This window comes from Nitrosomonas ureae, assembly GCF_001455205.1.
GTDB lineage: Bacteria > Pseudomonadota > Gammaproteobacteria > Burkholderiales > Nitrosomonadaceae > Nitrosomonas > Nitrosomonas ureae.
The window spans coordinates 2,222,336-2,236,523 of record NZ_CP013341.1; the positions used below are offsets into that span (position 1 = coordinate 2,222,336).

At 47.5% G+C, this 14,188-nt stretch carries 12 protein-coding genes; 3 read left to right on the forward strand and 9 right to left on the reverse strand.

The window, feature by feature from the left end; translation table 11 throughout:
- Window positions 1-6: 6 nt before the first annotated feature.
- On the reverse strand, window positions 7-915 hold the full coding sequence (locus ATY38_RS10155; RefSeq protein WP_062559193.1) for a TIGR01777 family oxidoreductase: 909 nt from the start codon (window positions 913-915) through the stop codon (window positions 7-9).
- Between the two features lie 397 nt (window positions 916-1,312).
- On the opposite strand from ATY38_RS10155, the gene smbP reads away from it, so the two are divergent.
- Complete coding sequence (gene smbP / locus ATY38_RS10160; protein ID WP_062559194.1) at window positions 1,313-1,699, forward strand: small metal-binding protein SmbP; 387 nt, start codon at window positions 1,313-1,315, stop codon at window positions 1,697-1,699.
- A gap of 217 nt (window positions 1,700-1,916) precedes the next feature.
- Here smbP and zapE read toward each other — a convergent pair whose 3' ends face one another.
- Genes zapE through ATY38_RS10175 form a run of 3 tightly spaced genes read right to left on the reverse strand, consistent with a single transcriptional unit; the run spans window position 1,917 to window position 5,251 of the window.
- Window positions 1,917-3,098, reverse strand: a complete 1,182-nt coding sequence (gene zapE, locus ATY38_RS10165; protein WP_062559195.1) for a cell division protein ZapE — start codon at window positions 3,096-3,098, stop codon at window positions 1,917-1,919.
- Window positions 3,099-3,104: 6 nt separating this feature from the next.
- Entirely contained in the window at window positions 3,105-4,481 is a 1,377-nt protein-coding gene (locus ATY38_RS10170) for an AmpG family muropeptide MFS transporter (protein ID WP_062559196.1), read from the reverse strand.
- A complete protein-coding gene (locus ATY38_RS10175; RefSeq protein ID WP_062559197.1) occupies window positions 4,478-5,251 on the reverse strand; it encodes an exodeoxyribonuclease III in 774 nt (257 codons plus the stop codon). Before ATY38_RS10175 ends, ATY38_RS10170 begins: the two co-directional genes overlap by 4 nt.
- 26 nt (window positions 5,252-5,277) lie before the next feature.
- On the opposite strand from ATY38_RS10175, the gene pyrE reads away from it, so the two are divergent.
- Window positions 5,278-5,922, forward strand: coding sequence for an orotate phosphoribosyltransferase (gene pyrE, locus ATY38_RS10180; RefSeq protein WP_062559198.1), 645 nt, complete (start codon window positions 5,278-5,280; stop codon window positions 5,920-5,922).
- 441 nt (window positions 5,923-6,363) lie between these two features.
- Window positions 6,364-7,998 (forward strand): hypothetical protein, encoded by a 1,635-nt coding sequence (locus ATY38_RS10185; protein WP_062559199.1) that lies wholly within the window; start codon window positions 6,364-6,366, stop codon window positions 7,996-7,998.
- Between the two features lie 233 nt (window positions 7,999-8,231).
- Here ATY38_RS10185 and ATY38_RS10190 read toward each other — a convergent pair whose 3' ends face one another.
- From ATY38_RS10190 to ATY38_RS10210, 5 genes are all read right to left on the reverse strand, one after another.
- Window positions 8,232-8,546: an HPF/RaiA family ribosome-associated protein gene (locus ATY38_RS10190; RefSeq protein WP_062559200.1), complete on the reverse strand. Its 315-nt coding sequence runs from the start codon at window positions 8,544-8,546 to the stop codon at window positions 8,232-8,234.
- Window positions 8,547-8,587: 41 nt separating this feature from the next.
- Complete coding sequence (locus ATY38_RS10195) at window positions 8,588-9,025, reverse strand: host attachment protein (protein WP_062559201.1); 438 nt, start codon at window positions 9,023-9,025, stop codon at window positions 8,588-8,590.
- Between the two features lie 711 nt (window positions 9,026-9,736).
- Window positions 9,737-10,330 (reverse strand): peptidoglycan L,D-endopeptidase MepK, encoded by a 594-nt coding sequence (mepK, locus tag ATY38_RS10200; RefSeq protein WP_062559202.1) that lies wholly within the window; start codon window positions 10,328-10,330, stop codon window positions 9,737-9,739.
- Window positions 10,331-10,376: 46 nt separating this feature from the next.
- The gene (locus tag ATY38_RS10205) at window positions 10,377-12,008 is read right to left on the reverse strand and encodes a L,D-transpeptidase family protein (RefSeq protein WP_062559203.1); all 1,632 of its coding nucleotides are present in this window, start codon (window positions 12,006-12,008) and stop codon (window positions 10,377-10,379) included.
- A gap of 182 nt (window positions 12,009-12,190) precedes the next feature.
- The gene (locus ATY38_RS10210; RefSeq protein ID WP_201011888.1) at window positions 12,191-14,173 is read right to left on the reverse strand and encodes an amidohydrolase; all 1,983 of its coding nucleotides are present in this window, start codon (window positions 14,171-14,173) and stop codon (window positions 12,191-12,193) included.
- Between the last annotated feature and the right edge of the window lie 15 nt (window positions 14,174-14,188).

Here is a 14,188-nt window from a genome sequence, read left to right on the forward strand (position 1 = left end):
GAAGACTTAGCTTTCGACAAATAAATCTGCCAGTGCATCCGATAAATGAACAAATTTGAATTTGAAGCCATAATCTTCAAGAAGTCGTTTGGGTGTAATGTGATAGCTGTTTAAAGCCAACGCAGCTGCTTCGCCTAATGCCAGTTTCAGGATAAATGCCGGGGTGGGGAAGAAGGCGGAACGATGCAGTGCCTTGCCAAGGGCTGTTGCAAATTCGCGATAGCGTACAGGATTGGGTGACACGGCATTCACCGGTCCATGATAGCGTGTATCCAGTGCAGCTTCGCAAAAGACCGAAACCAGGTCATCGATATGTATCCACGGCAGCCATTGCCGACCATTGCCGACAGGTCCACCCAATCCCATCCTGAATATCGGCAGTAGCTTTTTCAGCATGCCGCCATCGCCCAATACAACGCCGGTTCGAATACTGACCCGGCGCACTTTGCTGTGCTCAATCCTGGAGGCTTCCTGTTCCCAGTCGTGGCAAAGGGTCTGCATAAAACTGAGCCGCTCCGGAACAGCATAGGATTCGTCATACAGATCATCGCCTGCACCTGGATAAATACCGATTGCCGAGCCGCAGACGAAGGTGCGCAGGCTTTCTGGTGCAGCAGCTACTAATTTGCGGGTGCTGAGGATACGTGAAGCATAAATCTCGTGCTTGCGTGCTTCGGTCCAACGGCCATTTCCCAGATTCTCGCCCATCAGATTGATGATGATCTGGCAGTCGTGCAGTGCCTCTGCAGGGACGTCTTGCGTGGCATAGTCCCAATCAAATGCCGGTGCATTGAGAGTTTGGCTTGCGTGTTTGCCGTCACGGCTCAATATCCTGACCGTGTGATGTTCCCGCTGCAGCCGTTGCACCAGGTGACGACCAATAAATCCCGTTGCGCCCGTTATGAGTATGATCATTTTGGTATGCTCATGGACAGATATGAAGATACATGCAGGATACACCTATTACTGATTTTTTTCAGACAGGCGAGGAGTAGATATTCGATTTTCTGTGCGCAAAAACTGTCATAGCATTGCTATCTGACACAGTTGACGTGTCGCAGGTTGCTATTTTTATGTTTCCATCCAATCAAATTGTATCTGTTTATGGCGCACCAGACGCAACGTTTGAATATTGTTGCGGATACCTGTAATACTGCTCGCAATTGCGAGCTGAATTGCTTCTGAAAATCGTTGAAGAAGGGAGTTAAACATAAATGGGCACTAAAACCCGTTTACTTAAAAGCATTGAGATAATTTTAGAGTTCTATACTTATTTGTATTTTGTTATACAATCATATCGGAACTTATAATTATGTTTGAGAACAATGTAATAAGTAGTAAATCCAAAGCTTACTTCAGGAATGAACAAGATATGCTGTTTTCCAGTATCTTAATTATTTTAACCTTAACTTTATCTGCATGTTTGACAGAAAGTCATTTACATCAGGCAATTAGATTCTCTGAGGCGTCGATAACCGCTGATGACGGAGCTACAATCGCAAAGCACTCAACGACTGCAATAATTCATGCACTTTCGGTGCAAGACCAAGAATATATCTCGTCAGCCGGACGCATTCATTTAGCCATGGCCATTGTCAGTCTGGAGCAAGCGATTGCAAATGGAAATTACGATGAGGATGATTCAGCAAGGAATGCCGCGCGTGTTGCTATAGCTCATTTCAAAGAGATTAAGAAATAATCCACTAAGTTAATCTGCAATGCCCCAAAGTTTGCGCCGCTGATTCGCGCGAAGGACATCACTCGAATAGTCTTCCTCAGTGTCCGGCTTTTAACAGGGGCGTTAAGTACGCTCTTCAGATTCAGAGCCAAGTTTTTTTGCGAGCTCTCACCTGTTTATCTTTTTAGTTCCAGAAGCTCCGATAAGAAACTCGACTGCAAACGATCAAATTTCTTATCTAATGCAAATTTTTGCCGTGACCTCTTGCCAGGTAACTTTCCGATTGCATCTCCATCAGGCGTGAAATCGTGCGTTCAAATTCAAAACTGATTTCCCCTCCGGCATATAGCGATTGCAGGGGAACAGCGGCTGAACACAACAGTTTGACACCATGCTCATATAGCGCATCGATCAAATGAATGAAGCGCCTGGCTTCGTTGTTGTTCTCCTGGTCGAATTGTGGGATCGCAACCAGGATGACGGTATGGTAGGTTCTGGCAATGGCGAGATAATCTGCGGTACCGAGAGGATTTGCGCACAGGCGCTTAAACGAAAAAACGGCAACGCCTCGCGCCGCTTTGGGAACGAACAGTGTTCGACCCTGTACCGTTAATTCTTCGCTGGGAACTTTGTCCCGGTCTTCCACACGGCGGTCGGTGAGACGGAAGAACGTGGCCGACAGCTCGTCCGTAGTAGCTTGGTTAACTGGAAAGTAGTAAGTTTGCGCACCTTTCAGGCGGTTATAGCGATAATCGATCGGGCCTTCCAGTGAAATGATCTCAAATTTATCCCGTATCTGTTGAATGAATGGCACAAAACGCTGACGATTCAAACCGTTTTTATAGAGATCGTCGGGAGGCCTATTCGAAGTTGTGACGACCACTACACCTTGTGCAAACAGTTCGGTGAAAAGCCGGGTCAGAACCATTGCATCGGCGATATCGGTTACCTGGAATTCGTCAAAACATAATAGCATTGAAGTATCGGCTATTTTTCTCGCGATCGAAGGAATAGGGTCAGCGTCACTGGCACGGAAGCCCTGTTGTGCACGTTCCCGTACTGAAAATTCATGCCAGCTTTTAAGTTGGGCATGAATATCCAGCATGAATTCATGAAAGTGAACGCGTTTCTTGGAAGTGATGGGAATCGTCATATAAAACAGATCCATCAGCATGGATTTGCCACGTCCCACGCCTCCATGAAGATAAATGCCTTTGGGCGCCGATTTATTATTTCCAAACCAACGAAGCAATCGAATAGGCCATTTTTTCCCGATTGTGCGCGAGTTAATCAATTCACCATGTAATCGCTCCAGGGCGGCAACAGCTTTGGCTTGATCGGCATCGGGTTGCAGCTCTCCGGCGCTTATCAATGCATGATATTCAGTTTCAGGGCTTTTCTGCACGGTGGCATGTAACATGTTTGATTATTGGGAGGAATGGGCAAATTTGGCTTGTCCGGCGAGCCAGACCAGAATCAAAACTGGAAGGCCCAGTATAGTGGTAGCAATGAAGAAATTTTCATAACCATACGCATCAACAAATTGCCCGCTGAAACCGGCGATGAATTTGGGTAGCAGCAGCATTACCGAACTGAATAATGCATATTGCGTGGCTGAATAAGCCGAATTGGTCAGGCCGGATAAATAAGCGATAAAAGCGCAGGAAGCGATGCCGGCAGAAAGATTATCCGCCGAGATGGTGAAAATTAATCCACTCACATCATGACCGCGTCCCGCGAGCCAGACAAACAGTAAATTGGTTGCGGCAGACAGTACGGCGCCTAGAAACAGGGTGCGCATGATGCCGATTTTGACCGTCAGCACACCGCCGATCGCCGCGCCTATGATAGTCATGATCACGCCATATACTTTTGAAATCGTGGCAACTTCTTCTTTGCTATATCCCATGTCGACATAGAAAGGATTGCTCATTACGCCCATTACAACATCGGAGATGCGGTAGATGGCAATCAGGCCCAGGATCAGCAATGCTTGCCGGCCATGACGCATGATAAAGTCGCGGAATGGTGCAATTAATGCGCCGTAAAGCCAGATCATCAGGTTGCCGATGCGGGGATGAAGATGCCAGGTTGCGATGGCCTGTTGTGCGATTTTTTCGTTTTCCGAGATTAAGCGGCTATAGGGAACATCCGGCTCGCGAATGATCAGCGTGGTGATAATGCCGGCAACCATGCTCATCGCCATGATCAGATAAGCGAAACGCCACGGCGCGTGATCATAAGTATCGACAGTGACGTCAACCGCCGCAGCAATCCACAATACGCCCGCAGAAGCCAGGATCATCGCGACGCGATAACCGGCCTGATAGGTGGCGGCCATTGCGCCCTGCAATTCCACTGCAACGGCTTCGATGCGATAAGCATCGAGTGCGATATCTTGCGTGGCGGAAGCAAACGCTACGGCAAGTGCAAAAAACACCAAATGGGCCAGATTCATGACAGGATCGGTGAATGCCATGCCTGTTAGCGCCATGACAATGGTAATCTGCGACAGTAACAACCAAGCGCGGCGGCGGCCCAGCCATCGCGTCAACAGCGGCAGCGGCATTCGATCAACCAATGGCGACCATAACCATTTAAAACTGTAGGCCAAGCCGATCCAGCTTAGATGGCCGATGGTGGTGCGATCGATACCTGCCTCGCGCAACCAGAAAGACAATGTACCCATGATTAACAGCAAGGGTAATCCAGCGGAAAATCCCAGCGACAGCATGCCCAGTACGCGAGGGTGGGTGTATACCCGCATCGCCTGCAACCAACCGGAAAATCCTGCAAATGTCATAATTCGTGATCGTAGTCGATAATCAGTGGTGCATGATCGGAAAAACGCTCATCTTTATAAATGGAAACCCTTTGTGCGAGTTGTGCGATAGCCGGTGTGGCGATTTGGTAGTCGATGCGCCAACCTACGTTCTTGGCCCAGGCTTGTCCACGGTTCGACCACCAGGTGTATTGATCCGGTTCTGCGTTCAGACGGCGAAACACATCGACAAAGCCGGAATTCTCAAATACGTTGGATAACCACTCGCGCTCTTCAGGTAGAAAGCCGGAATTTTTCTGATTGGAGCGCCAATTCCTAAGGTCGATTTCCTTGTGTGCAATGTTCCAATCACCGCATAAAATGATTTCCCGGTTGCTAATCTTCAGGTTTTGCAATACCGGAAAAAATTTTTCCATGAAATAAAATTTTGCGGCTTGCCGGTGTTCACCGCTGGAGCCGGACGGCAGATAGATCGAAATGATGCTCAAATTACCAAAATCCACTTGAAGAAAGCGGCCTTCGGCATCAATGTCGGCAATACCGATGCCTTCGATGACTTGATCCGGTTTTTTGCGAGTATATATGCCGACACCGCTATAGCCTCTTTGTTCGGCACAATGGAAATAGCCGTGATAATTATCCGGCATTTGCATTTCGGCGGAAAGATCGGGCAGCTGCGCTTTTAATTCCTGCACGCAAACGATATCTGCCGATTGTAATGCAAGCCATTGAAGAAAGCCTTTTTTCACGGCTGCGCGAATACCATTTAAGTTAAGCGTTATAATTTGCATCTATCAATTTATGGGTTGATCAAGTTATGTCTGATGATTTCCGGCAAGCCTTCATTCAATTTGCCATTGCGCGCAAGGTATTATGCTTTGGTGAATTTAAAACCAAAGCAGGGCGCATGTCACCGTATTTTTTCAATGCGGGGTTATTTAACGATGGTGATGCATTGCGCAAACTCGGGCAATTTTACGCCAAAGCGATTGTTGCTGCAGCGCTTCCGTTCGACATGCTGTTCGGCCCGGCGTATAAAGGCATTCCGCTGGTCAGTGCTATTGTCATTGCGCTGGCTGAGATGGAGTATAACTATCCGTTCTGCTTTAACCGCAAGGAGGCCAAAGATCATGGCGAAGGCGGGGTGCTGGTCGGTGCACCGATGAACGGTCGTGTGCTGATTGTCGATGATGTCATTTCCGCAGGCACTTCAGTGCGTGAATCGGTCGAGCTGATTAAAAATTCAGGCGCAATACCTTCCGGCGTCGTAATCGCGCTCGATCGCATGGAACGGGGAATGGGAGAACTTTCTGCAGTTCAGGAGGTGCAGCAGATGCATGGTTTCTCGGTGACTGCAATTATCAATCTGGACGATCTGGTGGAATTTTTGCAGAATCATCGAGAATTCGTACAGTATCTTCCTGCTGTCGAACGTTATCGCGCACAGTACGGGATCAAGTAATCGCTGTTTCCGAAGTCTTGAATTACGATCAGTGAAGATTGTAAGCAAGGATGACACCAACAAATAGGATACCGCAAAGTATCGCGGTTACTGTATGTAGCGATGATTGTTCATAGCTGTGAGCTTAGAGCTTGGTCCCAATTCAGGCCAGGACTGACATAGTAGTAGTCCTAGTCCTAACGGTTTGATATCGGCCGAGCAGAGTGTAACCGGGATGTCGCAGATTATTCGTAAATGGAAATTTGAAAATTTCGGCAAGTTTTTGCATCTAATGGACTATGGTAGGTATTGATCGATTTTCCCATGATATAAATCAAGTCATACATCAACTTCTTTCACTTGAAGTGACAAAAATCACATAGAGAAACTTATTGGATATCCTAGAATCGTTTTGTTTTTCGTGATTCTAGGGATTTTTCTCACACTTTATGGAGAGTTACCATGACCTATAAATGTTTCCAATCCACTGCGTTTAAGAGATCTTTGGGTTTTCTATTGATTGCTGCCATTTTCAGTTTATTAAACGGCTGTGAAGAAAATAAAGGTCCTACATATCCTAAACCGGATACAAAACTTATCACCGATAAATCTGTTGTATTCAATGATCCTGCAAAACTCGCAACGCCATTTTCATTTTCCAAAACAATGGATCAAATTGTTGCCACTGCAGGAGGGATACCAACGAATTCCGTTTCGATGTTACAAAGCATCATCGATTCATTTGCACAAACTGCATTTGTTCATCCTGTTTCAGGTAAAACCATTGCGGTGAAAGCCCGACCCGGCGAATCATCAATCCTTCCAAAGGATTTGTTGAATCCGGATTCGCCCGATGGGATGATTCCGGTAGGACTATTTAACCGTTTTGATTTGGCGCCTGCGGATGGCAGCAATTGCGGTGAATATCGAATTGTTTACACAAAAAAATCGAGCGGGCCAACTGATCGCTTAACCATGATTTTCGAAGCAAGGATCCCCAATCCGGATCCTGGCAAAGGTTTGGCAGGCTGTGCCGCAATCACTGATTTTTGGGTGCAGCGTTCAAGTGATACCGATGCAACACAAACAGTAGCAGAGCTTGAGAAATTCTACTATCAAGGTATTCCGGGCGTGGCACCAGTAATTAAGGCGGAAAATTATGGTATGCCATTGGGGCAGTTGCGTGTTAATTTGTTCAAGACGCCGGATCCGCAGGAAATTCTCTGGTCGTTACGGGAATTTCTGGTCAATTTTGATCAAAGCGGGCAGGCAATCTTCAAACCCGAACCGGTAGATGATTCGCCAATGGCTTTCCTGTTTCGCGCAGCTGCGGAATTACCGGATGGATTTGACGAAACGGACCAACATGATTTCCGTAATTCTTTCCTCGGTCAACCACTATGTAATCTGGTTAATCCGGATCGAATCAACAATACTGCATCGGCTAAGGATATCATCAATGGTATTAGTGCAGGATTCGATACCCGATTTAATGATTTTGAATCGATTTCGCAAGATGACGAGGATAATCCTGCCGATAGGATTGATCCATTATTGCTTGATCAAGTACAGTCACGCCTTGCAGAACTGAAGGATTTGACCGGAATATCTTCAGTCCAGTTGATGAATCGTGCTGGCACCATGACTTGCGGCGGTTGCCATCAATTCTCTGCGGGTAAGGATCTTGGTAGTGGTGCTGTATGGCCCAATAGCCTTCGTTTTGTCCATGTTGATGAAACTGGAAAATTGTCGCCGCTGCTCACGGATGTTTTTATTCCCAAACGTGTCCAAATTGCTCAGCAATTTAAAGAAAATCGCGCTCCTTTTCAACAGAAAGCCGCAGAATGTCCTGGGGTCATTCCTGCTGCAAGAAGTGTTGAATCCTCGTCTGTGAAGAAAGCACGTGAGCATGAAGTTTATAAGAATGTTGATGCGATGCGTGATCAGATTCAAAAAATTGTGCAAGCACCTGATACACAAGCCGAGAAATCCGAGAAACTGCAGGCCATATTGCCAACGTTGGAAGAAGCTACCGGTCAGGCACGTAAATTGGAAAGCGGTATGCGAGGTGCATATACTCCTGCACGCACACATTAGCCTATTGAAATGGTTTGGTGGGGGGCCTCTGGCTTGGTCAGGAGGTCCCTTATAAATTAAACGAAGGTGCCGCCGGCAAGCTTTCAACCACTGTTCATAACTTCAAGACGCATACGTATAAATACAATCCGTTGGATCAGGATCTCAGCAGAAATGGCCCGTTGAGCTTGAAACTTTTTTAGTGAATTGATTAGAGTGTTCCGGCATCAATATTCACTGTTATTCTGGAATCATCAATGATTATCCAGCCGGCCAAGCGTGCTTTCGATTACGTTTTTCAACTTATCGACAGCGCCTTGGATGGCTAGATTCAGGTTTGCTGCCTGGTGTGTGACCGCGACAGGTTGGCGACCTTCCAAACGGGCTTCCATCAAGCAACGTTTGTCATTCATGCCACCCTTGTCGCTGTTTTCGTCGCTGATATGTACTTCAACCCGGGTGACATGTTTGTTGAAACGATTCAACACATCCTCTATCTTGGCTTTGACTTGTGCGGAAAATTCCTCGTGGCCTTCAACGTTACGATCGGTATTGACTTGTATCTGCATGATTTTCTCCTGTAATTGTGATGATCTGATAGGTCAACGACTTAAAGTCGTTCGGGCAGGCGGGTGCGCAACTCTTCAGGTCGGAGTGCCGTGTAGTCTTTGTCTATCTCCAGGGACAGCAGAGAGCTGAGTGGGGCGTTGAAGTGGGCGCGCAGTAGGCCAAGAAACGTGGGCGCCGCTACTACTACGAGCCGTTCAAATGCATTCTCCAAGCGCCCGTGTTCGAGCCGATCAACAATCAACTTAGCGAAGCGTATCTGTTCCTGTTCCTTGGGCTCTACCTCGACCGCCATCGCATGGCGACCTTCACCATGGCTATCGAAACTGCGTCCCGGGCGATCACTGCTGAGTTCCATCTGCTTTATGCGCGCGCTGGGGTTATCAAAGTTCATTAGCTCGGTCAACGATGTTGTCGGTGAGTCTGCGGTAAAAAGTGTAGCATTGCCGCTGTTCGCGACGAGAACCCAGATCTTAATCATAATGTTTATCCTGTTAAATTTTAGATATATTTTTTGCAAAGAATCGATATGAAATCAGTTGTCACAATTAACTGAGTGAATGCAGGCTATTAATTTCTCGTCACAAAGAAATTTATTGGTGACTCTTTGTTGACCTAGATGACCTATATTTCATTCCCTTAATCAGAATTCCCACTACTAGAGTGATTTTATACCGCAGAATTATCCCATTGTCCGTGCGCATCAACACATAACAAAGGTCTTACAAGAACGTCCATGTTTTGCAAAATGCTGAACTTGCGATTCTCTGTGGGTTTACCTTAAGGCTGTTAATTTGACCGGATATTAGGAGATAACAAGGAAGTTTTCTGACAATTGACTGAAGAGAAGGTACTGCAGATTATTTTACAACGTTTTTCTACAACGCAATGCCGATTGGTTTTGATGAACTTAACACTCGATCATTAATGAAATCGGACGTCTATCTGACGACCATGTTTGCGGTGGGCAATGTTATCCTTACGGCAGTTCCAAAACCTTAAAGTCGATGCACTGCTGTTGCGCGCCGTAAACAAAAGAGAACGTAAAGATTTTAAATATAACGGCTTGGTGTGACTGGATTTTTTGCCCACCATTGTGCCGAAACTGATTCTCTCAGTGCCGGACACATCAGCACTGACTTGTATTCTCTTTGAGAGTCTAAGATACGCGCGACTAGCAAGCTAAATTCTTCTAACCACCCCAAAAACGGTAATTCCCGGTATCCAAATGAACAAAATTGGATGAGGGATAATAACCGACACCGCCAATTTGCAATGACAACGCGGCGCTGCGCAAATCGGATAATTTACGTCCCGGCAGGCGGATATCGATAGCTTTTCCATGTGTATGCAGGCTGTTTTTGGCGACCCCCCCGCTTTGTGCCGCCAGTCTGGCGTTGGTGGCAGGAGAGCGGTAGGCTGAGATCACATGGAATTCTTGGTTGGTTCTTAATTTGTGTTGTAGCAGATGCAAAAAATCAAATAGCGTGGGATCGATCTTATATCGATCACCGGTGCGATGGTCACGCAACACTTGGTTAATAGCGCGCATGCCTTCCGGAATGTAACGGCCATTGGCCCAGAAAGTCGTCCTAGTACGTTCACCGGTATGCAAATTAAGAAAGCTCAGTTTTTTTTCTAAAGGTTTTTTGATGGCCGCATGCACGGATGTGGCTGCCATGGGCAGTGCCAACAAAGTACATGTGCTCAAGCCGGTTTTTAAAAAATGGCGACGGCTGGGTTCTGTTTCTGATAAATACGCTTGATCCAGAAATTTTCGTATCATCGACTATTTTCTCCTGAAAATGCTGCGATTGTGTGCGAAAAATAATTTACCAGCGAGCATGACGCAACGCACGTAAATCACGGTCATAGATATCCGGGTAGAAGTACACTTTCTCGTGCTCATCCGCCCAGGCCGTAATATACACCAAGTAAATCGGTAATGGTTTAGGTAAATGCGTAGTAATGGTCTTATCGCTTTCCAAATCCGCGCTAAATTTTTCCGGCAAGCTGGGTTGATTCAGAGCAAAAGTCGCTAGTTCAAAGGGTTTTTCCAGACGTATGCAGCCTGAGCTGAAAGTTCTGATATCCTTCTTAAACAGTGACTTGGATGGCGTGTCGTGCAAATAAATACTGAACGGATTGGAAAACATGAATTTGATTTTACCCAGCGCATTGTGACTGCCCGGGTCTTGGCGCAGGAAATAGGGAAATCTTTTATTGAGTTCATGCCAATCGATCATACCCGGATCGATCGCCTGCGCACCGCGTTCCTGGGCGGGGTAGACCTTGAATCCGGCCGTGGTGAAATAAGTCGGATCTTGCTGCTGCTTGGGTAATAAATCCTTGCGTGCGATGCTCGCCGGAACATTCCAATAAGGATTCAACACCATATGCGACAGCGTGCCATTAAAACTGGGAGTTGAGCGATAATCCCGCCCGACAATGATACGCATATTCAGAACTGGCTCGTCATTTTCAATAGCAGTGAGATAAAAGCCTGCGGTGTTCACCAGCAGATGGCGCTGCCCCAGATTCCTGGGGAGCCAGCGCAGGCGTTCCATATTGATGCGCAGTTGGCGTATTTTCCATTCGAGTGGAATATTCAACGCGTTAATGGTGTTTTTCCCGATAATGCCGTCGGTATTTAAACCGTGTTGCGCCTGAAAGGCTTTGATGGCAGCAACCAGCTCGGTATCATAGAGTTGGCTTACACTGGGAATAAGATTGAATTCAGGCAAGCCATCGGCGGTATAAGCTTGTGCTATGCGCTGGCGAATCAAAGGAATGCTGGGATAGGTGTCACCCGGCCGGAGGGATGGCGAACTCGGAATACGAATCCATTCCGGGGTGTTTTTAAGGAGTATTTGATAGTGCGCCAGGGTGCGTTTGAGCAATTGATAATTGAGCGTTTGCGGAGACAATTTCTGTAGTGAATCTTTCAAATGACCAGCATGTATGGCTGTTTGCAAGAATGCGGCTGCATCAAAGTCGGCCCGTGGAATATGCCAATCCGGGTCGGTTGCAGTCGCGGAAAAACGGCCGCGGGATAAATCCGTGGCGAGCTTTAATACGGCGTGCGTTGTACGTATCTCCAGCTCGGTTGCTGTTGATGAAGATTGATCACTATGCTGCAGCAGTTGTGCCAATTGCTGTAATTGGTAATCCTGGCTATTCAATCCTTCAGCTTCTGCACTGGCAATGAATGCCAATGCTATTTTCAGTTGCGGTGATTCTGATTCTCCCGAGAGCCATAGCGGTTGATAATTCCTGGCAGCATAAAACCGCTGTAAATCAGAATGCCCGGCCTTGTTTAACTCGATGGCGGAGTTGGATAGTTGCCGTTCAATTTCCTTTGAATCAATGAACAGTGCGATTGAATGGATGGGGTTGAATAAGAGGAAAAGACAGCAAAAATACCGGAGTGTCAGTAAAGAGGTTTTGAGTTGATAGCGGATCACGCAAATTTCCTTTGTTAAGCCAATGTATTATGAGATTCTACGATTTTAACATCAATGATAGATGCTCAAATATGTGCTTGAGAGGGATAATTTCCTCTCTTTTATCGATTTTTATTACTCTTTCAGACAGGATGGCTGTAGATTGTCGACGCCGGATTGCGATAGATATTCGGCTATGAACATTATACCGCCCAGCATGAGCAGCCGAGTGTACCCCAGAATCCGCGCTGATCATCGGCACTGACAGCAGCCTGATATGCACGACCATGCGCATGGCCATGCACGGAACAACGGCTTCCGCAGCCACAGGCTGTTTGAGCAAATTGGTGTGAAGCTGCGTCGCTTGCTACCGGTTTAAAATAACCACCGAAATGATTTACCGGTGACCAATCCGGCATGGCGGGTGGCAAGGGTGGAGAAAGCGCGTTGAATTCATCGTCTCCATAAACAATTCGTCCGCCAACTATTGTAAGTACTGAGACAAGCTGCCTGATCTCGTTTTCGGGAACCGTAAAATAATCCGCTGACAGCACGGCGAGATCGGCATACTGGCCGGTTTTGATCTGGCCTTTGATACCTTCTTCGTTGGAGAACCAAGTATTGGCCTGTGTATAAAGCCGCAATGCCGTTTCGCGATCCACCAGATTGGCCGATGGATAAAGCGGGAGACCGCCCAATGTCCTGCCGGTAGTAAGCCAGTACAATGCATTCCAGGGATCGTAGCTGGCTACGCGGGTGGCGTCAGTACCTGCGCCGACTTTCACGCCCATCGCCAGCATGCGCTGATAAGGTGGTGTGCGCTCTGCAGCTTTGCTGCCGTAACGTTGAACGAAAAATTCACCTTGGTAGGCCATGCGGTGCTGAATGGCGATGCCGCCACTCAGCTTGGCGATACGTTCTAAATTAATATCGGTCACGGTTTCGGCGTGATCAAAGAACCAGTGAATGCCATCGAAGGGAATGTCTCGATTCACTTTCTCGAATACATCCAGTGCACGCGAAATGGTTTCATTGTATGTGGCATGCAAGCGGAACGGCCAGCGATTGCTAACAAGAATACGCACCACGGCTTCCAGGTCATTTTCCATGTTTGGTGGCATATCCGGGCGCGACATGCGGAAGTCCTCGAAATCCGCAGCAGAAAATACCAGCATTTCGCCCGCACCGTTGTGGCGGTAATAACCATCTCCGTCGCCAGGTTTCAGCATTTTGGTCCATTGGGTGAAATCCGCAATTTCTTCCCCAGCCTTCTGAGTAAACAAATTGTAGGCAATGCGCAAGGTCAATTCCTTCGCATGGTGCAGTTCCTCGATGATTCTGTAGTCATCGGGATAATTCTGATAGCCACCGCCGGCATCAATTACGCTGGTTACTCCCAGACGATTCATTTCCCGCATGAAATGGCGCGTGGAGTTGATTTGATAGTCATACGGCAGCTTGGGCCCTCTGGCGAGGGCTGAATACAGAATCAATGCATTGGGTTCCGCCAGCAGCAGACCGGTCGGTTCCCCGTTGGCATTCTTGGCAATCAGACCACCCGGTGGATTAGGCGTATCACGATCGTAGCCGCAAGCACGTAATGCTGCGCGATTCAGCAGGGCGCGATCGTAGAGATGCAAAATAAAAACCGGGGTATCCGGCGCTACGGCGTTGATTTCATCCAATGTCGGCAGGCGCCTCTCGGCGAACTGCATTTCAGTAAAACCGCCCACAACGCGTACCCACTGCGGTGCAGGGGTGCGCGCCACTTGCTCCTTCAAACGGCGCATGGCGTCTGCCAGAGAAGGAATGCCATCCCAGCGTAACTCCAGATTGTAATTGAGCCCACCGCGGATAAGGTGCAAGTGTGAATCGATCAACCCCGGAATGACGCGGCGACGATTAAGATCAATTATTTGCGTAGCGCTATCGGCATGACGCATGACTTCGTCGTCGCTTCCTACGGCGCTGAAATGACCATCCGCAATGGCAACAGCTGTCGCTTGCGGATTTTGACGATCAAGCGTGGTAAATTGACCGTTACGCAGTATCAGTTGCGCTGAAATGCTATTCATTGAGGGTCCTTTTGAGAGATCTGCAAATGCGCCGGTTTTAGAAAGCAGTAACGTGGCTCCGGCCGCTTGCAACACACGGCGGCGGCGCACATTTATCTCATTCTCACTCATGATGATTCGTCGTTC

Coding starts and splice junctions, on each gene's coding strand:
- ATY38_RS10195 (WP_062559201.1), bottom strand. CDS start 9,025: ATGATTAAGATCTGGGTTCTCGTCGCGAACAGCGGCAATGCTACACTT.
- smbP (WP_062559194.1), top strand. CDS start 1,313: ATGTTTGAGAACAATGTAATAAGTAGTAAATCCAAAGCTTACTTCAGG.
- ATY38_RS10175 (WP_062559197.1), bottom strand. CDS start 5,251: ATGCAAATTATAACGCTTAACTTAAATGGTATTCGCGCAGCCGTGAAA.
- pyrE (WP_062559198.1), top strand. CDS start 5,278: ATGTCTGATGATTTCCGGCAAGCCTTCATTCAATTTGCCATTGCGCGC.
- zapE (WP_062559195.1), bottom strand. CDS start 3,098: ATGTTACATGCCACCGTGCAGAAAAGCCCTGAAACTGAATATCATGCA.
- mepK (WP_062559202.1), bottom strand. CDS start 10,330: ATGATACGAAAATTTCTGGATCAAGCGTATTTATCAGAAACAGAACCC.
- ATY38_RS10185 (WP_062559199.1), top strand. CDS start 6,364: ATGACCTATAAATGTTTCCAATCCACTGCGTTTAAGAGATCTTTGGGT.
- ATY38_RS10190 (WP_062559200.1), bottom strand. CDS start 8,546: ATGCAGATACAAGTCAATACCGATCGTAACGTTGAAGGCCACGAGGAA.
- ATY38_RS10170 (WP_062559196.1), bottom strand. CDS start 4,481: ATGACATTTGCAGGATTTTCCGGTTGGTTGCAGGCGATGCGGGTATAC.
- ATY38_RS10155 (WP_062559193.1), bottom strand. CDS start 915: ATGATCATACTCATAACGGGCGCAACGGGATTTATTGGTCGTCACCTG.
- ATY38_RS10210 (WP_201011888.1), bottom strand. CDS start 14,173: ATGAGTGAGAATGAGATAAATGTGCGCCGCCGCCGTGTGTTGCAAGCG.